Source organism: Janthinobacterium sp. C22 (assembly GCF_057919405.1).
This window is the reverse complement of record NZ_CP193659.1, coordinates 770,725-791,401: the sequence shown is the minus strand read 5'-3', so window position 1 is coordinate 791,401 and position 20,677 is coordinate 770,725. Positions and strand designations below refer to the sequence as shown.

The following is a 20,677-nucleotide window of genomic DNA, read 5'->3' as shown; positions in this document are numbered from 1 at the left end:
AGGGATAAGAAAGTACAACGTTGTTGCTTGTTTGTTGATACATACAATCATTACCCATCGATTTGCGTTTTACGGCAAACCGATCAATAAATAATCTTTACTTCTTCCAGATTGTTAAAGAACGAAACAGCTTTGATCGCTAAAAGATCAAACCTAAACCTGACTGGCTTACGTTTGCACTTTCGGGTAAAACTTTGGTGGAGGATGACGGGATCGAACCGACGACCCCCTGCTTGCAAAGCAGGTGCTCTCCCAGCTGAGCTAATCCCCCAGGATATTTCTACGACTCGGGTCTTACTGGTAGGGCTGGTTGGACTCGAACCAACGACCCCCGCGTTATCAACACGGTGCTCTAACCAGCTGAGCTACAGCCCCAACGCAGAACTACTACGACTACTGTTTCTTCTTAATTAAACAGCCGATAAGTGTGAACATTTGATGCGTGAATCAGTTACCTGATTCGTGCAAACTCTAGAAAGGAGGTGATCCAGCCGCACCTTCCGATACGGCTACCTTGTTACGACTTCACCCCAGTCACGAATCCTACCGTGGTAAGCGCCCTCCTTGCGGTTAAGCTACCTACTTCTGGTAAAACCCGCTCCCATGGTGTGACGGGCGGTGTGTACAAGACCCGGGAACGTATTCACCGCGACATGCTGATCCGCGATTACTAGCGATTCCAACTTCATGCAGTCGAGTTGCAGACTACAATCCGGACTACGATACACTTTCTGCGATTAGCTCCCCCTCGCGGGTTGGCGGCGCTCTGTATGTACCATTGTATGACGTGTGAAGCCCTACCCATAAGGGCCATGAGGACTTGACGTCATCCCCACCTTCCTCCGGTTTGTCACCGGCAGTCTCATTAGAGTGCCCTTTCGTAGCAACTAATGACAAGGGTTGCGCTCGTTGCGGGACTTAACCCAACATCTCACGACACGAGCTGACGACAGCCATGCAGCACCTGTGTACTGGTTCTCTTTCGAGCACTCCCTGATCTCTCAAGGATTCCAGCCATGTCAAGGGTAGGTAAGGTTTTTCGCGTTGCATCGAATTAATCCACATCATCCACCGCTTGTGCGGGTCCCCGTCAATTCCTTTGAGTTTTAATCTTGCGACCGTACTCCCCAGGCGGTCTACTTCACGCGTTAGCTGCGTTACCAAGTCAATTAAGACCCGACAACTAGTAGACATCGTTTAGGGCGTGGACTACCAGGGTATCTAATCCTGTTTGCTCCCCACGCTTTCGTGCATGAGCGTCAATCTTGACCCAGGGGCTGCCTTCGCCATCGGTGTTCCTCCACATATCTACGCATTTCACTGCTACACGTGGAATTCTACCCCCTCTGCCAGATTCTAGCCTTGCAGTCTCCAATGCAATTCCCAGGTTGAGCCCGGGGATTTCACATCAGACTTACAAAACCGCCTGCGCACGCTTTACGCCCAGTAATTCCGATTAACGCTTGCACCCTACGTATTACCGCGGCTGCTGGCACGTAGTTAGCCGGTGCTTATTCTTCAGGTACCGTCATTAGCAAGAGATATTAGCTCTCACCGTTTCTTCCCTGACAAAAGAGCTTTACAACCCGAAGGCCTTCTTCACTCACGCGGCATTGCTGGATCAGGCTTTCGCCCATTGTCCAAAATTCCCCACTGCTGCCTCCCGTAGGAGTCTGGACCGTGTCTCAGTTCCAGTGTGGCTGGTCGTCCTCTCAGACCAGCTACTGATCGATGCCTTGGTAGGCTTTTACCCTACCAACTAGCTAATCAGATATCGGCCGCTCCACGAGCATGAGGTCTTGCGATCCCCCACTTTCATCCGTAGATCGTATGCGGTATTAGCGTAACTTTCGCTACGTTATCCCCCACTCCAGGGTACGTTCCGATATATTACTCACCCGTTCGCCACTCGCCACCAGAGCAAGCTCCGTGCTGCCGTTCGACTTGCATGTGTAAGGCATGCCGCCAGCGTTCAATCTGAGCCAGGATCAAACTCTTCAGTTTAATCTCTGTTACTTTGCCATTTTATTGGCACCGTCATTGCTGACGGGTCGCTCACTCAAAAAACTGACAGGCCACTACTTGCGTAGCGCCTATTTCATTATTTCTTGTGAACATTTGATATTTTAAGTATTACAGTAATCCGAAGATCACTGCTGCACTACATCAAATGCCCACACTTATCGACTGTTAATTGTTAAAGAACTGTATTCGGTGCCACTTTCGCGCCATCGACAAAGCGTTGTGTTTGTCAGCTGCGAAGAAGGAAGAGTATGAAGCGTTTCGGCTAATTCGTCAACCTTCTTTTTTACTACCTTCACCGTTTCCAGTGATCCCGTTGTTTCGCAAACTGCTGCGTCTCATTGGGGAGGCGAACTATAGCAAAGCGCTCCGGTGGAAGCAAGGCTTTCTCCGCAATACATGCAATCATTTTTCAATTCCCCGGCAATAATATTAATATAAAAGTCAGCTTTCAAACGTACGACGTCTCATTCATGGTTAAATACATCACCCTGACCATTTGACAATTTACCTGTAGGTTCGCTTTGTGCTCCTGAATACCGATCAAATTCTCTCCCTGGCACCCGATGCCAGTTCCGCCAAGGCAGGTAGCCAACTGGCCTCTCCCGCCAAATGGGATAAGCTGGGCCGCTCGGAGACGGCCACCTGGGGCGAATGCAAGGGTAGCGGCAAGGATCCCTACCGCACCCAGATCGACCTGGGCGAACCTGCCTTCAAATGCTCCTGCCCCAGCCGTAAGTTTCCATGCAAGCATGGACTTGCCTTGTATCTGCTCCTGGCGCAAGACCAGGCCTTGTTCGCAGCAGCGGAAGCGCCCCCATGGGTCAGCGATTGGCTGCGCGACCGCCAGCAGCGTGCCGAGAAAAACGCTCTGGCGCATCGGAGCAGCCGGCCGCGCAAACGGAAGAGCAATCCGCCGCAAGCGCCGCCACCAACCTGAAGCGCGCGGAAAAACGCGAAAACAAGGTGGCCAGCGGCCTGGCCGCACTGCACACCTGGTTGCATGACCTGGAACGCGAGGGCCTGGCCACCGTGCGCGACCGCGGCCCCGCATACTGGGAAGCCATGGCCGCCCGTCTGGTCGACGCCCAGGCCGCCGGTCTGGCCGGCCGCATCCGGCGCGCCGGCAAACTGTGCTTTCAAAGCGGCGTGCAAGACTGGAGCCAGCAACTGGGGCGGGAACTGGCCGCTATATATATGCTTGGCGATGCCTACGCCAGGCTGGAAACGCTCTCGCCCGACCTGCAACACGATGTGCGGACCCACATCGGCTGGACCACCAGCAGCGACGATGTGCTGGCCCTGGCCGGCGTCACCGATTGCTGGCAAGTACTTTCACAACAGCACAGCGAGGAAGACCGCATACGCACGCGCGCCACATGGCTGCGCGGCGCGCGCAGTGGCCGCTGGGCACTGCTGCTGCATTTTGCTGCCGGTCCACAAGGCTTCGAACAGGCGATCAGCGTCGGCACGCAATTTGAAGGCGAACTCTGCTTTTACACCGGCGCCTGTCCGCTGCGCGCGCTGATCCGCGAGCCAGGTACGACGCTGCCGCTATCGACGTTCCCGACCGAGCAGCCGTCCTTCCTGGCCGCAATGGAGTCCTATGCCGACGCGCTGGCGGCGCAGCCATTCCTCGAGCGCTATCCGCTGGCCTTGTCCGGCATGACGGCAAGCATGGAAGACGCCGGCTTGCTGCTGCGCTGTCCCGATGGACGGCCCCTGCCCGTGAACGCATCGTTCCGCCATGCCTGGCACTTGCTGGCAGTCAGCGGCGGCCACCCCGTCACCTTGGCGGGCGAATGGGATGGCCGCGCCTTCGCGCCCTGGAGCGTATGGGCCGACGGCCGCCTGTATAACTTTGAAAGCGATTTTTGCGCATGAGCAAACTCGACGCCGCCCTGCAGATGGGCAGTTCCCGGGCCAAGATTGCCTTCGAAGCAGAATTGCCGGAAGACTTGCGCCCCCTGCTTGCCGACGATGCCGGCGAAGGCAGGCTCTGGCGTGCCATCGGCGCACTCGAACTGTGGACGCGCGCCGGCTACCTCCCGCCCGCTGCCGTGCCAGCCACAGCGATCTCCAGCACCGATACGCAAGAAGATGCGTTGCAGGCTTGCCCGCCCCGTGCGGAAGCCATGTTGGCGCATCTGCTGCGGGACAGCCATCCGCCATTGCGTGGCGAATGGCTGCGCCTTGCCGCTTTGCACCACTGCCGCATTCCGGCCCGCCTGCTGCCCAGGATGCTGGAAGCGGGCAGCAGCCAGCAAGCGCTGCGGCCTGCCATCGTGACCGTGCTGGGTGCGCGCGGCCACTGGCTGGCCCGGCAACATGCGCAATGGACGTGGGCGAGCGGCACGCCTGGCAATGATGATGACGACATCGCGGTGCAGTGGGAAGCGGGCACGCTCGCACAACGCATGCTGGCCTTGCGCCAGTTGCGGGCACGCGATCCCGCCGCAGCCTTACAGTGCCTGCAGGCAAGCTGGAGCCAGGAATCGCCCGAAGACCGCGCGATGCTCCTGCCCTGTTTGAGCGTATCGCTGAGCCTGGCCGATGAAGCTTTCCTGGAGGCGGCGCTGGACGACCGCCGCAAGGAAGTCAGGCTGCAGGCGCAGCAGCTGTTGCGCACCTTGCCCGGCTGCGCGCTGCAACAGCGCATGCTGGAACGGCTGGCGCCATTGCTCCATCTGCAACGGCGCAAACTATTTCCTGACAGCCTAGACGTCGCGCTGCCCGCCGCCAGCGACAAATCCATGCTGCGCGATGGCATCGGCGCGCAAGGCTGGCCGCAACTGGGCGAGAAAGCAGGCTGGCTGGCCGACATGCTGGCATCGCTGTCGCCGCTGCACTGGAGTGAACTGTTTGACAAGTCTCCCGCGCAGTGCCTGAAGTTGGCGCTCAGCAATGAGTTCCACGGCGCCCTGGTGCTGGGATGGAGCAACGCCCTGCTGCGACACATGCACGCCGGAACGACCACGCCGGCCGCAGCCGCGGCACTGGGCGACTGGCTGCAGGCGCTGACCTTGCTCTGGCTGGCGACGGATGGCGTGCGCGTACACTATGCGCGCGATTTTTCTCCGCCTATGGCGCATTGCCCGCCGCCGACGTGCATTCCCGGCTTGCTCAGCTGGTCGACGCCTGCGGCCCCACGTGGGGCGACCAGCAATTGCCACTGCTGGGCGTGCTGGCCGACGCCGCGCGCGCTTCGCCTGCGCCCTGGCCGGCCACCCTGTCGCTGGCCGTGATGCAGCGCCTGCGCGCCGGCCTGTCCACATTTTCGGTACCTGCCTGGCACTTCAAGCCGACGCTCGAAGCATTTGCGCAAGTACTCGATCCGGCCGCCATGGCTGCCTGCGAAGCAGGCTGGCCGACCGGATCGCCGGCATGGGCCAGCTGGCAGGCACCCGTCGACGACATGTTCAGCGTGATCCGTTTCAGGCATGCCTTATCCCTCTCTTTTCAGGAGCAAATTTGATGTCCAGCATTACCAACATTCTTCGCCAGCATGCTGAAAACCAGTTCGCCACGGAACTGGAAGCCTTGATCGCTGCCGACACCCGGCAGCGCCCGCCACGCTGGAAGATGTCGCCATGGGCAGTCTCCAAGTATTTGCTGGGCGGCAAGCTCGACAACGGCGTCGAGATCACGCCCAAGTACATCGGCAATGCGCGCGTGATCGAAATCGCCGTCGCCACCCTGGCCACGGATCGCGCCCTGCTGCTGCTGGGCGTGCCGGGCACGGCCAAGTCCTGGGTCTCGGAACACCTGGCCGCCGCCATCAGCGGCGACTCGACCATGATCGTGCAGGGTACGGCCGGCACCAGCGAAGAGGCACTGCGTTATGGCTGGAATTACGCGCACCTGCTGGCGAAGGGGCCATCGCTCGATGCAGTCGTGCCCAGCCCGCTCATGCGCGCCATGCGCGAAGGAAAAATTGCCCGTATCGAAGAACTCACGCGCATCCCCGGCGAAGTGCAAGACAGCCTGATTACCATCCTGTCGGAGAAAATGCTGCCGATCGCCGAGCTCGATGAAGAAGTGCTGGCGCAAAAAGGCTTCAATGTGATCGCCACCGCGAATGACCGCGACCGCGGCGTGAATGAATTGTCGAGCGCACTGAAACGGCGCTTCAACACCGTCGTGCTGCCGTCACCCCGCACGGCCGATGAAGAAGTGCGTATCGTGGAAACCCGCGTTGCCAGCCTGGGGCGCGCCCTGGAATTGCCCGGCGAAGCGCCGGCACTGGAAGAAATACGCCGCATCGTGACCGTCTTCCGCGAATTGCGCGAAGGCGTGACGGCCGATGGCAAGACCAAGCTGAAAGGTTCCAGTGCCAGCATGAGCACGGCGGAAGCCATTTCCGTGATCACGCACGGTATGTCGCTGGCGGCCCACTTTGGCGATGGCGTGCTGCGCGGCGCCGACCTGGCGGCCGGCATGGTGGGCGCCATCGTCAAGGACCCGGTGCAAGACCGCATCGTCATGCTGGAATACCTGGAAACAGTGGTCAAGGAGCGCGATGGCTGGAAAGACCTGTATCGCGCTTGCCGCGACGTCATGAATTGAATCCCGACAGGCAACGATGAGCATTCACCTTTTCGGCATCCGCCACCATGGTCCCGGCTGCGCGCGCAGCCTGGTCCGGGCGTTGGAAGCCTTGCAGCCGGACTGCATCCTGATCGAGGGACCGCCCGAAGCGGACGAGCTGATACGCTACGCAGGCGACGCGGACCTGTGCCCGCCCGTGGCGCTGCTCGTGTATGCACCGGCCGAGCCGCGGCGCGCCGTCATGTATCCGTTTGCGGAATTCTCGCCGGAATGGCAAGCCATGCGCTTTGCCCAGGCGCATGGCACCCCCGTGCGCTTTTGCGACCTGCCGCAAGCGCATCGCCTGGCCGAGATTGCGGGCGGGAAAGACGCCGAAGCCGACACGCCCGCAAGCGACGAGGACATGCATGCGGACCCGCTGAGCTGGCTGGCCAGTGCCGCCGGCTTTGGCGACACCGAAACCTGGTGGGACCACCTGGTCGAGCAGCGCGGCGACAGCCTGGACTTGTTTGCGGCCATTGCCGAAATGATGAACGTGGTGCGCAGCGAAATCGCACTGCCGCCAAATGCGCTGGAAAGCCGTCGCGAAGCCTATATGCGCAGCATGATACGCCAGGCGGAAAAGCAGGGACACCAGCGCATTGCCGTCGTTTGCGGCGCTTATCACGTTCCCGCGCTCAAGCAGATGCCCAGCGCCAAGAGTGATGCGGAACTGCTCAAGGGTTTGCCAAAAATCAAACTGGCAGCCACCTGGACGCCGTGGAGCTATGGCCGGCTGACGTTTCGCAGCGGCTATGGCGCCGGGGTCGAAGCGCCAGGCTGGTATCACCATCTGTGGCAACGGCCTGAGCAGGCGGGACTGTACTGGTTGACCGATGTCGCCACGCTGTTGCGCAAGCATGATCTCGATGCGTCGCCGGCCCACACCATCGAAGCCTTGCGCCTCGCCGATACGCTGGCCGCCATGCGCGAGCGTTCGCGTGCGGGCCTGAGCGAATTGCAGGACGCCGTGCGCTCCGTCTATTGCTACGACAGCGAACTGCCGCTGCGCCTGATCGCCTCGGCGCTGCTGATCAACGAACGCCTGGGCCAGGTGCCGGCCAGCGTGCCAACCTTGCCCTGGTGCAGGATGTGCAAGCGCTGCAGAAACGCTTGCGCCTGCCGGTGCGTGCCGATGCGAGCGAACTCGCCCTGGATCTGCGTGAAACGGCGCACCTGGAAAAGAGCGTCTTGCTGCACCGCCTGGCCCTGCTGGACATCAGCTGGGGAAGCCGCCTGCGCGTACATGGGAAAAGCGGCACCTTCCACGAACAGTGGCAACTGGCGTGGGAACCGGAATTTGCCGTCAAGCTGATCGAAGCAAGCCTGTGGGGCAGTACGGTGGCCGATGCCGCCACCGCATGCGCACTCAGCCGCGCGGCCAGCGCCGAGACCTTGCCGCAACTGACGGCGCTGGTGGAAGAGATCCTGCTGGCCGATTTGCAAGGCGCCATCGATGGCGTCATGCGGCGCATGCAGGAAGTGAGCGCGACGACGCCGGACCTCGGCTATATGCTGGCGGCCCTGCCGCCACTGGTCAACGTCATGCGTTACGGCAGCGTGCGCGGCACAGATACCAGCGCCCTGTCCAGCATACTCGACGGCCTGGTCATGCGCGCCTGCATTGCCCTGCCTGCCGGCGTGCGCGCCCTGGCAGACGAGGCGGCGGCGGCGCTCATGCAGACGCTGGTCGGCGCCGACCAGGCCATCCGCCTGGCGCAACGGGCCGATTACCAGGCAAGCTGGTTTGCGGCGCTGGAACAGGCGGCCTTGTACGACGCCACGCACGCACTGCTGGCCGGGCGCTGCACGCGCGCCCTCAACGAGCAGGGCCACTGGAGCATGGAGAGGACGGCAAGCGCGCTGGCCTTGCGCTGCTCCCATGCGCTGCCGCCCTTGAGCAGCGCCCATTGGCTGGAAGGCTTTTTGCATGGCAGCGGCACTTTATTGATACACAATGACGAATTGTGGCGCCTGATCGATGCCTGGCTGGCCGGCCTGGCGGCCGATACCTTCATCGAACTGCTGCCCTTGCTACGCCGCACTTTCGGCAGCTTTGCCGCACCCGAGAAGCGCCAGTTATCGGAACGCGCCCGCCAGGGCGGCGGCACGCAGGTTCCGCTATCGGCAAGCATGCCACTGGACGAAACACGGGCGCGGCGCATCTTGCCCACCTTACGATTATTGCTGGATTCCACGCCGGCGCAGGAGCATGCATGAACGATGCAATCAAGACCGGTGAAGCCGCGCGCCGCTGGCGCATGGTATTGGGCAAAACCGATCAACAGGACGAGATCGCCTTGAGCCAGGCCGACCTGGCCATGGACCGCACGCTGGAATCCGTCTACGGCCAGGGAGCGGCGGGTGGACGCGGCGGAAACTTGTCGGCGTCGGCGCCGAATGTGGCGCGCTGGCTCGGCGACATCCGTCAGTATTTTCCCGCCTCCGTCGTGCAAGTCATGCAGAAAGATGCACTCGAACGCCTGGGCTTGCAGCAAATGTTGCTGGAGCCGGAACTGCTGCAAGCGGTGGAAGCGGACGTGCATCTGGTCGCCACCCTGCTCAGCCTGAACCGCATCATGCCAAACAAGACCAAGGCTACGGCGCGCCAAGTGGTCAGCCGGGTCGTGCAAGAACTGGAACGCAAGCTGGCTGCGCCGCTGCGCCAGGCCGTGGCAGGTAGCCTGAGCCGTGCCGTACGCAATATGCGGCCGCGCCACAATGAAATCGACTGGCTGCGCACGATACGTGCCAATCTTAAACATTACCAGCCGGACTATCGGACGATCGTACCGGCTACCCGCATCGGCTTCGGGCGCAAAGGACAGTCGCTGCGCGACATCGTGCTGTGTATCGATCAGAGCGGCTCGATGGCGCCATCCGTAGTATATGCCAGCGTATTTGCCGCAGTATTGGCCAGCATCAAAGCTGTCTCCACATCAGTGGTGGTGTTTGATACGGCAGTGGTCGACCTGACGCCATTGCTGGCCGATCCCGTTGACGTGCTGTTCGGCACGCAGTTGGGCGGCGGCACGGATATCAATCGTGCGCTCGCGTATTGCCAGGGTGTGGTGACGCGTCCGCAAGAGACGATTTTTGTGCTGATCAGCGATCTGTATGAAGGAGGCAATAACAAGGAAATGCTGGCGCGGGCAGCCAGTTTGCTGGCCAGCGGCGTACAAGTCATCGTCTTGCTGGCCCTGGATGACAATGGCGCACCTTCGTATGACCATCACAACGCGGCCCGGCTCGCAGCCATGGGCGCGCCCTGCTTCGCCTGCACTCCCGATCTGTTTCCAGATCTCATGGCCTCGGCCATCAAGCGTAACGATATGACGCAATGGGCTGCCCAGGCAGGCATTAACGTTATCGGCGGCAGCGAATAGCTGCTGATGGCAGAACGCACAAAGGCAGCGCGCAGCGCTGCCTTTTTTCGCCTGCTGAACGGCCAGGGTCAGCCCCCTCACACTGAGCGTCGGTCGGCGGATCGGCGTAGGTCGGCGTAGGTCGGCTTAGCGCAGCGTAAGCCGACAGCACCAGCGGCGCATCCAACCGCCAGACGAAAAAAACCCCACCGGAGTCCGGCGGGGTTTTTCTCTACTGCGAATAACAAGCCTGACGATAACCTACTTTCACACTGGTTGCAGCACTATCATCGGCGCAAAGTTGTTTCACGGTCCTGTTCGGGATGGGAAGGGGTGGGACCAACTTGCTATGGTCATCAGGCATAACTTGTACCGGCATTTGTCCTCAGTGGAGCGACAAAGCCATGAATCTGGAAGAAGCGGATTATTTAGAATTTTGGGTAATGATTGCGATCAACAACTTCGCAACATGTACTTTCTTATCCTCTGTACCTGCTAAGGTTATAGGGACAAGCCGTACGGGCAATTAGTACTGGTTAGCTTAATGCATTACTGCACTTCCACACCCAGCCTATCAACGTCCTGGTCTCGAACGACCCTTCAAAGAGCTCAAGGCTCTGGGAAATCTCATCTCAAGGCAAGTTTCCCGCTTAGATGCTTTCAGCGGTTATCTCTTCCGAACTTAGCTACCCGGCAATGCCACTGGCGTGACAACCGGTACACCAGAGGTTCGTCCACTCCGGTCCTCTCGTACTAGGAGCAGCCCCCTTCAAATTTCCAACGCCCACGGCAGATAGGGACCAAACTGTCTCACGACGTTTTAAACCCAGCTCACGTACCACTTTAAATGGCGAACAGCCATACCCTTGGGACCGGCTACAGCCCCAGGATGTGATGAGCCGACATCGAGGTGCCAAACTCCCCGTCGATATGAACTCTTGGGAGGAATCAGCCTGTTATCCCCAGAGTACCTTTTATCCGTTGAGCGATGGCCCTTCCATACAGAACCACCGGATCACTATGTCCTACTTTCGTACCTGCTCGACTTGTCAGTCTCGCAGTTAAGCACGCTTATGCCATTGCACTATCAACACGATGTCCGACCGTATCTAGCGTACCTTCGAACTCCTCCGTTACACTTTAGGAGGAGACCGCCCCAGTCAAACTGCCTACCATGCACTGTCCCCGATCCGGATAACGGACCAAGGTTAGAACCTCAAACAAACCAGGGTGGTATTTCAAGGTTGGCTCCACGAGAACTAGCGTCCCCGCTTCAAAGCCTCCCACCTATCCTACACAGATTGGTTCAAAGTCCAATGCAAAGCTACAGTAAAGGTTCATGGGGTCTTTCCGTCTAGCCGCGGGTAGATTGCATCATCACAAACATTTCAACTTCGCTGAGTCTCGGGAGGAGACAGTGTGGCCATCGTTACGCCATTCGTGCAGGTCGGAACTTACCCGACAAGGAATTTCGCTACCTTAGGACCGTTATAGTTACGGCCGCCGTTTACTGGGACTTCAATCAAGAGCTTGCACCCCATCATTTAATCTTCCAGCACCGGGCAGGCGTCACACCCTATACGTCCACTTTCGTGTTTGCAGAGTGCTGTGTTTTTATTAAACAGTCGCAGCCACCAGTTTATTGCAACCCTTTCACCCTCATGGAGTAAACCAATCAAGCTACCGGGGCGTACCTTTTCCCGAAGTTACGGTACCAATTTGCCGAGTTCCTTCTCCCGAGTTCTCTCAAGCGCCTTAGAATACTCATCTCGCCCACCTGTGTCGGTTTGCGGTACGGTCTCGTATGACTGAAGCTTAGAGGCTTTTCTTGGAACCACTTCCGATTGCTTCGTGAACAAGTTCACTCGTCCCATCCCCTTGAATTCCGCGCCCGGATTTGCCTAAGCGCCTTCTATGAGACAGAAACTGACTATTCCAACAGTCAGACAACCTTCCGCGATCCGTCCCCCCATCGCATCATACGACGGTGCAGGAATATTAACCTGCTTCCCATCAGCTACGCATCTCTGCCTCGCCTTAGGGGCCGACTCACCCTGCTCCGATGAACGTTGAACAGGAAACCTTGGGCTTACGGCGTGGAGGCTTTTCACCCCCATTATCGCTACTCATGTCAGCATTCGCACTTCTGATACCTCCAGCATCCTTTACAAGACACCTTCGCAGGCTTACAGAACGCTCTCCTACCATATCCAATAAAGGATATCCGCAGCTTCGGTGACTGGCTTAGCCCCGTTACATCTTCCGCGCAGGACGACTCGATCAGTGAGCTATTACGCTTTCTTTAAATGATGGCTGCTTCTAAGCCAACATCCTGACTGTTTTAGCCTTCCCACTTCGTTTTCCACTTAGCCAATCTTTGGGACCTTAGCTGGCGGTCTGGGTTGTTTCCCTCTTGACGCCGGACGTTAGCACCCGACGTCTGTCTCCCAAGCTCGCACTCATCGGTATTCGGAGTTTGCAATGGTTTGGTAAGTCGCAATGACCCCCTAGCCATAACAGTGCTCTACCCCCGATGGTGATACTTGAGGCACTACCTAAATAGTTTTCGGAGAGAACCAGCTATTTCCAAGTTTGTTTAGCCTTTCACCCCTACCCACAGCTCATCCCCTAATTTTTCAACATTAGTGGGTTCGGACCTCCAGGGCGTGTTACCGCACCTTCATCCTGGCCATGAGTAGATCACTTGGTTTCGGGTCTACACCCAGCGACTGATCGCCCTATTCGGACTCGATTTCTCTACGGCTTCCCTATCTGGTTAACCTTGCCACTGAATGTAAGTCGCTGACCCATTATACAAAAGGTACGCAGTCACGGAACAAGTCCGCTCCTACTGTTTGTATGCACACGGTTTCAGGATCTATTTCACTCCCCTTCCGGGGTTCTTTTCGCCTTTCCCTCACGGTACTGGTTCACTATCGGTCGATTACGAGTATTTAGCCTTGGAGGATGGTCCCCCCATATTCAGACAGGATGTCACGTGTCCCGCCCTACTTGTCGTACGCTTAGTACCACCGGTCCGATTTCACATACGGGGCTATCACCCACTATGGCTCCCATTTCCAGGGGATTCTGTTATCGGTCCGACTATCACGTACAGGCTCTTCCCATTTCGCTCGCCGCTACTTTGGGAATCTCGGTTGATTTCTTTTCCTGCAGCTACTTAGATGTTTCAGTTCGCCGCGTTCGCCTTGCATACCTATGTATTCAGTATGCAATACCCTAAAAGGGTGGGTTGCCCCATTCGGAAATCTGCGGATCAAAGTGTGTTTGCTCACTCCCCGCAGCTTATCGCAAGCTACTACGTCCTTCATCGCCTGTAATCGCCAAGGCATCCACCATGTGCACTTATTCGCTTGTCCCTATAACGTTAGCCTCTGATCACTAGGTAATCAAAGAGCGCTACAGGGATAAGAAAGTACAACGTTGTTGCTTGTTTGTTGATACATACAATCATTACCCATCGATTCGCTTGTTACGGCAAACCGATCAATAAATAATCTTTACTTCTTCCAGATTGTTAAAGAACGAAACAGCTTTGATCGCTAAAAGATCAAACCTAAACCTGACTGGCTTACGTTTGCACTTTCGGTAAAACGTGGTGGAGGATGACGGGATCGAACCGACGACCCCCTGCTTGCAAAGCAGGTGCTCTCCCAGCTGAGCTAATCCCCCTGTGGGTATTACATACTGGTAGGTCTGGCTGGACTAGTGTCCACCTTACCCCCGGGTTTGTTTTTACTGGTAGGGCTGGTTGGACTCGAACCAACGACCCCCGCGTTATCAACACGGTGCTCTAACCAGCTGAGCTACAGCCCCAACGCGGTGCTACTACGACTACTGTTTCTTCTTAATTAAACAGCCGATAAGTGTGAACATTTGATGCGTGAATCATTACTGATTCGTGCAAACTCTAGAAAGGAGGTGATCCAGCCGCACCTTCCGATACGGCTACCTTGTTACGACTTCACCCCAGTCACGAATCCTACCGTGGTAAGCGCCCTCCTTACGGTTAAGCTACCTACTTCTGGTAAAACCCGCTCCCATGGTGTGACGGGCGGTGTGTACAAGACCCGGGAACGTATTCACCGCGACATGCTGATCCGCGATTACTAGCGATTCCAACTTCATGCAGTCGAGTTGCAGACTACAATCCGGACTACGATACACTTTCTGCGATTAGCTCCCCCTCGCGGGTTGGCGGCGCTCTGTATGTACCATTGTATGACGTGTGAAGCCCTACCCATAAGGGCCATGAGGACTTGACGTCATCCCCACCTTCCTCCGGTTTGTCACCGGCAGTCTCATTAGAGTGCCCTTTCGTAGCAACTAATGACAAGGGTTGCGCTCGTTGCGGGACTTAACCCAACATCTCACGACACGAGCTGACGACAGCCATGCAGCACCTGTGTACTGGTTCTCTTTCGAGCACTCCCTGATCTCTCAAGGATTCCAGCCATGTCAAGGGTAGGTAAGGTTTTTCGCGTTGCATCGAATTAATCCACATCATCCACCGCTTGTGCGGGTCCCCGTCAATTCCTTTGAGTTTTAATCTTGCGACCGTACTCCCCAGGCGGTCTACTTCACGCGTTAGCTGCGTTACCAAGTCAATTAAGACCCGACAACTAGTAGACATCGTTTAGGGCGTGGACTACCAGGGTATCTAATCCTGTTTGCTCCCCACGCTTTCGTGCATGAGCGTCAATCTTGACCCAGGGGCTGCCTTCGCCATCGGTGTTCCTCCACATATCTACGCATTTCACTGCTACACGTGGAATTCTACCCCCTCTGCCAGATTCTAGCCTTGCAGTCTCCAATGCAATTCCCAGGTTGAGCCCGGGGATTTCACATCAGACTTACAAAACCGCCTGCGCACGCTTTACGCCCAGTAATTCCGATTAACGCTTGCACCCTACGTATTACCGCGGCTGCTGGCACGTAGTTAGCCGGTGCTTATTCTTCAGGTACCGTCATTAGCAAGAGATATTAGCCCTCACCGTTTCTTCCCTGACAAAAGAGCTTTACAACCCGAAGGCCTTCTTCACTCACGCGGCATTGCTGGATCAGGCTTTCGCCCATTGTCCAAAATTCCCCACTGCTGCCTCCCGTAGGAGTCTGGACCGTGTCTCAGTTCCAGTGTGGCTGGTCGTCCTCTCAGACCAGCTACTGATCGATGCCTTGGTAGGCTTTTACCCTACCAACTAGCTAATCAGATATCGGCCGCTCCACGAGCATGAGGTCTTGCGATCCCCCACTTTCATCCGTAGATCGTATGCGGTATTAGCGTAACTTTCGCTACGTTATCCCCCACTCCAGGGTACGTTCCGATATATTACTCACCCGTTCGCCACTCGCCACCAGAGCAAGCTCCGTGCTGCCGTTCGACTTGCATGTGTAAGGCATGCCGCCAGCGTTCAATCTGAGCCAGGATCAAACTCTTCAGTTTAATCTCTGTTACTTTGCCATTTTATTGGCACCGTCATTGCTGACGGGTCGCTCACTCAAAAAACTGACAGGCCACTACTTGCGTAGCGCCTATTTCATTATTTCTTGTGAACATTTGATATTTTAAGTTAGACGCCAATCCGAAGATCGGCGCTGCACTTGCATCAAATGCCCACACTTATCGACTGTTAATTGTTAAAGAACTGTATTCGGCACTACTTTCGCGCTATCGACAAAGCGTTGTGTTTGTCAGCTGCGAAGAAGGAAGAGTATGAAGCATTTCAGCACAATCGTCAACCCCTTCTTTTTACTGCATCGCCGTTTCCGGGGATCCTCAACTGCCGCATTTGACTGCGTCTCATTGGGGAGGCGAACTATAGCAAAGCGCCCCCGGAGTAGCAAGGCTTTTCCGGACGAATTGCATCGAACTGCTACAATTTCGCCCCCTCAGCGCAAATTCGCGTCCCACCATAGAAGATTCACCATGAAACAACAAGCTCAAGGATCAGGCCTGACCCTGAAACGAGCTGGCTTTACCACTGGCTTCGGCGTGCTCGCCGCCACCCTCGGTTCCGCAGTCGGTCTCGGCAATATCTGGAAGTTCCCTATCTGACAGGCGCCAATGGCGGCGCCGGCTTCCTGCTCATCTATCTGCTCGCTACCTTATTAGTAGGACTGCCCGTGATGATCGCGGAAATCACCCTCGGACGCCGCGCCAAGGTCAATCCCATCTCCACCATGGAACAGCTGGCACCGAAGGGCAAGCCCTGGTGGCTGGTCGGCCTCATCGGCATGGTCGCCGCCTTCCTGATCGTCGCGTTCTACTCGGAAGTGGTGGGCTGGGTGTTTGCCTATATCGCCAAGGCCATCGACGGCTCCATCCTCAGCAGCGACAAACTTGTGACGGAAGCGGCCTTCGCCTCGCTGATCAGCAATCCCCTGCAATCGCTGTTGTGGCAATGGGGCGTGCTGCTGTTTATCGGCGGCATATTGATGCTGGGCGTGACCAAGGGCATCGAGGCGATCGCCAAGAAGCTGATGCCACTGCTGTTCCTGCTGTTGCTGTTGCTGTGCGCGGTGAGCCTGTCGCTCGATAAGGCGGGCGAGGGACTGGCGTTCCTGTTCCGTCCTGATTTTTCCAAGCTGACGGCTTCCGTCGTGCTGACGGCCATGGGCCTGGCCTTCTTTAAATTGTCCGTCGGCATGGGCACGATGATGACCTACGGCAGCTATTTCCGCGATGACCAGAATATCCCCGTGACCACCTTGCGCGTGATGGCGGCCGACCTCGGTGTATCGATGCTGGCCGGTATCGCCATCTTCCCCGCCGTGTTTACGTTTGGCTTCGCTCCCAGTGCGGGACCGTCGCTCGTGTTCATCACGATTCCCGCCGTGTTTTCGCAAATTCCCATGGGACAAGTGCTGATGGTGGTGTTCTTCATCCTGGCCGCCGTCGCCGCCACGGGGGCGATGCTGTCGCTGATGGAAGTGCCCGTGGTGATTTTCCATGAACGTTTCGGCTGGACGCGCACCAGAGCCACCATGGTGACCATGCTGCTGCTGGCCGTGCTCGGTTCCGTGTGCGCGCTGAGTAACAGCACCCTGGCGGACTTCAAGCTATTCAATTTGAATATGTTTGATCTGTTCGACTTCGTCTCGTCGAATATCTTCCTGCCCGTGGGCGGCATCGCCATTGCCTTGTTTACAGGCTGGGCCTGGGGCAAGCAGCATTTCATCGAGGCGATCAGCAACCATGGCCAGTTGCAGAATAGAACTCTGGCGCACGTGCTGCTGTTCCTGCTGCGTTTTGTCTCGCCCGTGCTGATCCTGATCGTGATGCTGAAGGGTTTAAAGGTCTTCTAATCAGAGTACCCGGGTGTAGGTCTGGCGCACCAGCACCCGGTCGCCGCAATCGAAATGCCACCACTCGCTGTTGATGCCGAAGAAGCCCGCCTGGAACATGGCGTCGCGCAACAAACGGCGGTGTGCCACTTGCTCCTCCGTGATTTCCCCTTCTCCAGCAAGACCAGCTCCAGCGCCGGATGCGAGCGCTCACTCAGGTCGTCAAAGCCTGTCCCCATATCCAGTTCCTGCCCGTCGGGCCCCACGATGGTGATGTCGAGCGCCATGCCGAACGAGTGGATCGAGCCGCGCGACGGCTCGGCGATATAGCCGAGCAACTCCGTTCCCTGCAGCGCATCCCACAATTGCTGCTGCACCCGCTGCGGGCGCAGGGCGTCGAGCACCAACAGATGATGATCGGGCGCTGCGCGGCCAGCCAGGCCACGGCCTGCTCCAGCGCGGCGGCCGCGTCGCGGTGCAGCCAGGAGCAATCGATGGGGCTGTATAAGTCGCGGCCAACGAAATTGTCGGGCGTGGCATAGCGCAAGTCGACGGCGATGCCGGCGATGCTGCTCAGGTGGCGAAATTGCGGATCGCTGCCGACCGCTTCCAATTGCAAACTTGCAACAGACATCAGACTCCTCTTTCCAGGCAGTTGCGCGCCGCCACGCCGATGCTGTCGGCCAGGCGCCGCGCGCCATGCGACAGCGGCGAGTGGCTCGCCGTCAATAAATACAGTTGGATGGGGATGGTGGGCGCCCAAGGGCGGCGCTGCAGCCGCTCGGGCGAGCCGGACGCGGCCGTAAACGGGTCGACCACGGCCATACCGGCGCCCGCTTCCACCAGGGAACGGGCGATTTGATAGGTCTGCACCACGGTGGAAAACACGGGGTGGATGTCCTGCGCCTCGCAGGCGGCGACCACCAGTTCGCCCAGCGGATCGTTGTCCGCATGGCCGATCAGTTCGCCATTCAGGCCATGCGCCGTCAACGGTGTGCCGCAATCGGCCGCATGCCAGGTGCCGGCTGGCGCGATCACCGTCATGACACCCTGCGCGATCGGTTCGGCCACGATGCCCGGATGACGCGGGTCTTGCAGCGATACGGCCAAGTCCGCTTCACCGAGGCGCAAGGTATTGACGATCTCGCCCGTGTGGTGAGTAGCCAGCTGGCAACGCGTGTGAGGAAAGTCGCGCCGCCACTGCGTCATGGCAAATGGCAAGACGCTGATGGCGATCGTCGGCGTGGACACCAGGCGGATGGTTTCCACCGCGTGGCCCTTCAGGCTGGCCGCCAGGCGGCGGATGCCCAATAAATCGCGGTTGAGCTTTTCCGTTTCGACAAACAAACGGTGCGCCTCGGGCTTCGGGTACAGCTTGCCCCGCACGCGCTCGAACAGCGGCATGCCCAGTTGCAACTCGCAATGCTGCAAGACCTTGGTCACGGCCGGCTGCGAGATATGCAGCACCTGGGCGGCGCCGCTGATGGTGCCAACTTGCATGATGGCGTGAAACACTTCGATATGACGCAGCCGCATGAGCTATTCCTTTACCTTGCTTTGGCCGTCTGGGCCGTAACGTTCAGCATATAAGAAAAAGTCATGGGCTGAAATGGCCATGCTACTTTGCTACAACAGCTGCGGCCGGCGTCGTCAGCACTTCCAGCAGGGCTGCCGTCTCGCCGTCGGGCATGCCGTCAAAGCGCGTATTGCGGTACTTCATCTGGAAGGCGATCAGCACATTGCGCGTCGCTTCGTCGAACACACCCGTCTGCGGCGTCGCATAGCCATGCTGGGCCAGCTTTTTCTGGAACCAGACGGCGTCCGGCACTTGCTGCTCAAAAATGAGGCGTTGCGCGGCCACGCGGTTGGCATCGGGCCAGACGATCAGGCCCGCATCGGCCAGCTGGCGCCATGGGAACAACGGACCCGGGTCCTGCTTGCGCTGCGGGGCGATCTCATTATGACCCAGGATATTTTCTGGCGCGATGTTGTAGCGGGCCTGGATATCTTTCAACAGCGGAATCAGCTCATCGATCTGTGCCTGGGGAAACGGATACCAAAGGCGGCCTTCCGGCGTGTCCTTGTAGCCAGGGTTGACGATTTCGATGCCGATCGAGCTGACATTCAACTGTGTATAAGTCTTCCAGTTACTCACACCCGCGTGATTGGCCTGGCGCGATTCGTCGACCAGCACGTAAAACTTCGGCTTGTCCGTGTCCGTCAGCAAATAATGGCTGCTGACCACTTGTTCCGTCAGGATCTTGATCGAGCGGGGCAGGTCGCTGACCGTGTAATGGATGACGATGAATTTGACGCGCGGGCTCTGGCTGCGCGCATTCAAGCTATGGTCGAGGTGCGGCGCGGGCGTGGTGCAGGCGGAAAGCAGGGCCACCAGCAGGGCGAGGGCGATTTTTTTCATGAAAGATCCGTGTTCGGGTTAATAAAATGTTCAGTTCTTGCCAATGCGCTGGCTCGCCGTCCTGGCCGCCAGCTTGGCCGCGGCCTCATGCGAACGGGCAACTTTTTGCTCCATCATCAACGATACAGGCAAAGCGGCGCGCATGGCAGCCGCGATGGCCGGGTGCAATTGCGCCGCGCGCCCGGCCAGCACCACAGGACGGGGGCCATAGCGCGCCGCCAGGGCCAGCGCCAACCGCGCCAGTTCCTGTCCCGCGCGCCGCAAGATGTCCAGCGCCAGCGGGTCGGCATCCGCACTGGCGGCCACGGCCAGCGCCAGCCGCCCGATGGCGCCCCGATCCTGGCCATACATGAAGGCGCGCGACAGCGACCAGTCGCTGCCGCCCAGTTGCGCAAACACGGCCCCGGCCATGGGCGAGGCTTGCCAGCTGCCGGGCGCCTCGTCTTCGCGGCGCCAGATGTGGCGCAAGGCTTCGCGGGCGATCCAGTAGCCGCCGCCGCCATCGTCGAGCAGCACGCCGCGCCCGCCGGCGCGGTGAAACACGCCGTCCGCATCGATCCAGGCGGCGATCGAACCCGTGCCAGCGTAGACCAGATAACCCTCGCCTGGTTCAAAACTGTCGCGGTAGGCGATGTCGATATCGTTGCCGATGCGGACGTCGCCGGCATCCAGCGCCAGCAAGGCGGACAACATTTGTGCCAGCACAACATCGTCGCCGCCAAAGCCCGTCAAACCGGCCACCACGGCGCGCGGCTGGCCGAGGGCCAGCACTTGCTTGCACAATGTTGCAAACGTGGCATGCACAGTAGCGCGGCCCGCATCGCTGCTCATTAGCAAGGCAGACAAGCCTTCCACGGCGCCGTCGGCCACGATGGCGCCGTCCCCGCTAGCCAGGGCCCAGCGCGTCTGCGTGCCGCCCGCGTCGATGCCCAGGCCCAGCACGGGCACCGCATTATTGGCTGTAGGGAAGGAAATCATG

The 20,677-nt window shown here is 58.4% G+C and carries 10 protein-coding genes, 4 tRNA genes, 4 rRNA genes and 3 pseudogenes; 8 read left to right on the top strand and 13 right to left on the bottom strand.

The annotated features are described in order from the left end of the window. Nucleotides 1-195 precede the first annotated feature (195 nt). The 3 genes from ACRHIG_RS03610 to ACRHIG_RS03600 all read right to left on the bottom strand — a co-directional run bounded on the left by ACRHIG_RS03610 (nt 196) and on the right by ACRHIG_RS03600 (nt 2,004). Nucleotides 196-271, bottom strand: a tRNA-Ala gene (locus ACRHIG_RS03610). A 27-nt stretch (nt 272-298) separates the two neighbouring features. Next, nucleotides 299-375 (bottom strand) — tRNA-Ile (locus ACRHIG_RS03605). Between the two features lie 100 nt (nt 376-475). Continuing rightward, nucleotides 476-2,004, bottom strand: a 16S ribosomal RNA gene (locus ACRHIG_RS03600). Between the two features lie 544 nt (nt 2,005-2,548). On the opposite strand from ACRHIG_RS03600, the gene ACRHIG_RS03595 reads away from it, so the two are divergent. The 7 genes and pseudogenes from ACRHIG_RS03595 (at nt 2,549) to ACRHIG_RS03565 (ending at nt 9,995) form a co-directional block, all read left to right on the top strand. Then, complete coding sequence (locus tag ACRHIG_RS03595; RefSeq protein WP_489629392.1) at nt 2,549-2,962, top strand: SWIM zinc finger family protein; 414 nt, start codon at nt 2,549-2,551, stop codon at nt 2,960-2,962. Then, complete coding sequence (locus ACRHIG_RS03590) at nt 2,854-3,906, top strand: SWIM zinc finger family protein (protein ID WP_489630734.1); 1,053 nt, start codon at nt 2,854-2,856, stop codon at nt 3,904-3,906. The genes ACRHIG_RS03595 and ACRHIG_RS03590 overlap by 109 nt, the downstream gene beginning before the upstream one ends. Further along, nucleotides 3,903-5,267: a DUF5691 domain-containing protein gene (locus tag ACRHIG_RS03585; RefSeq protein WP_489629391.1), complete on the top strand. Its 1,365-nt coding sequence runs from the start codon at nt 3,903-3,905 to the stop codon at nt 5,265-5,267. Before ACRHIG_RS03590 ends, ACRHIG_RS03585 begins: the two co-directional genes overlap by 4 nt. Beyond that, nucleotides 5,150-5,497, top strand: coding sequence for a DUF5691 domain-containing protein (locus ACRHIG_RS03580; RefSeq protein WP_489630733.1), 348 nt, complete (start codon nt 5,150-5,152; stop codon nt 5,495-5,497). The genes ACRHIG_RS03585 and ACRHIG_RS03580 overlap by 118 nt, the downstream gene beginning before the upstream one ends. An 8-nt stretch (nt 5,498-5,505) precedes the next feature. Beyond that, complete coding sequence (locus ACRHIG_RS03575) at nt 5,506-6,588, top strand: ATP-binding protein (protein ID WP_218963666.1); 1,083 nt, start codon at nt 5,506-5,508, stop codon at nt 6,586-6,588. Nucleotides 6,589-6,604: 16 nt separating this feature from the next. Further along, nucleotides 6,605-8,829, top strand: a pseudogene (locus ACRHIG_RS03570) (DUF5682 family protein). After that, nucleotides 8,826-9,995 carry a VWA domain-containing protein gene (locus tag ACRHIG_RS03565; protein ID WP_489629390.1) on the top strand — a complete coding sequence of 390 codons (1,170 nt, stop codon included), beginning with the start codon at nt 8,826-8,828 and terminating at the stop codon, nt 9,993-9,995. The pseudogene ACRHIG_RS03570 and the gene ACRHIG_RS03565 overlap by 4 nt, the downstream one beginning before the upstream one ends. Nucleotides 9,996-10,222: 227 nt before the next feature. Here the strand turns inward: ACRHIG_RS03565 and rrf are convergent. From rrf to ACRHIG_RS03540, 5 genes are all read right to left on the bottom strand, one after another. Then, a 5S ribosomal RNA gene (gene rrf, locus ACRHIG_RS03560) occupies nt 10,223-10,335 on the bottom strand. 144 nt (nt 10,336-10,479) lie between these two features. Next, nucleotides 10,480-13,354, bottom strand: a 23S ribosomal RNA gene (locus ACRHIG_RS03555). Between the two features lie 237 nt (nt 13,355-13,591). Continuing rightward, a tRNA-Ala gene (locus ACRHIG_RS03550) sits at nt 13,592-13,667 on the bottom strand. A gap of 67 nt (nt 13,668-13,734) precedes the next feature. Next, nucleotides 13,735-13,811, bottom strand: a tRNA-Ile gene (locus ACRHIG_RS03545). Between the two features lie 98 nt (nt 13,812-13,909). After that, a 16S ribosomal RNA gene (locus tag ACRHIG_RS03540) occupies nt 13,910-15,438 on the bottom strand. The 16S, 23S and 5S rRNA genes sit together here with 2 tRNA genes alongside, the layout of an rRNA operon. A gap of 483 nt (nt 15,439-15,921) precedes the next feature. On the opposite strand from ACRHIG_RS03540, the pseudogene ACRHIG_RS03535 reads away from it, so the two are divergent. Then, nucleotides 15,922-17,300, top strand: a pseudogene (locus ACRHIG_RS03535) (sodium-dependent transporter). Here the strand turns inward: ACRHIG_RS03535 and ACRHIG_RS03530 are convergent. From ACRHIG_RS03530 to ACRHIG_RS03510, 5 genes and pseudogenes are all read right to left on the bottom strand, one after another. After that, nucleotides 17,301-17,429, bottom strand: coding sequence for a M15 family metallopeptidase (locus ACRHIG_RS03530; RefSeq protein WP_489629389.1), 129 nt, complete (start codon nt 17,427-17,429; stop codon nt 17,301-17,303). A gap of 95 nt (nt 17,430-17,524) precedes the next feature. Further along, a pseudogene (locus tag ACRHIG_RS03525) lies at nt 17,525-17,980 on the bottom strand (M15 family metallopeptidase domain-containing protein); the annotation flags it as partial. Then, the gene (locus ACRHIG_RS03520) at nt 17,913-18,815 is read right to left on the bottom strand and encodes a LysR family transcriptional regulator (RefSeq protein ID WP_219309855.1); all 903 of its coding nucleotides are present in this window, start codon (nt 18,813-18,815) and stop codon (nt 17,913-17,915) included. The pseudogene ACRHIG_RS03525 and the gene ACRHIG_RS03520, both read right to left, overlap by 68 nt. An 82-nt stretch (nt 18,816-18,897) precedes the next feature. Beyond that, complete coding sequence (locus tag ACRHIG_RS03515; protein ID WP_489629388.1) at nt 18,898-19,698, bottom strand: N-acetylmuramoyl-L-alanine amidase; 801 nt, start codon at nt 19,696-19,698, stop codon at nt 18,898-18,900. Nucleotides 19,699-19,728: 30 nt separating this feature from the next. After that, on the bottom strand, nt 19,729-20,676 hold the full coding sequence (locus ACRHIG_RS03510; protein ID WP_489629387.1) for a BadF/BadG/BcrA/BcrD ATPase family protein: 948 nt from the start codon (nt 20,674-20,676) through the stop codon (nt 19,729-19,731). Nucleotide 20,677 lies beyond the last annotated feature (1 nt).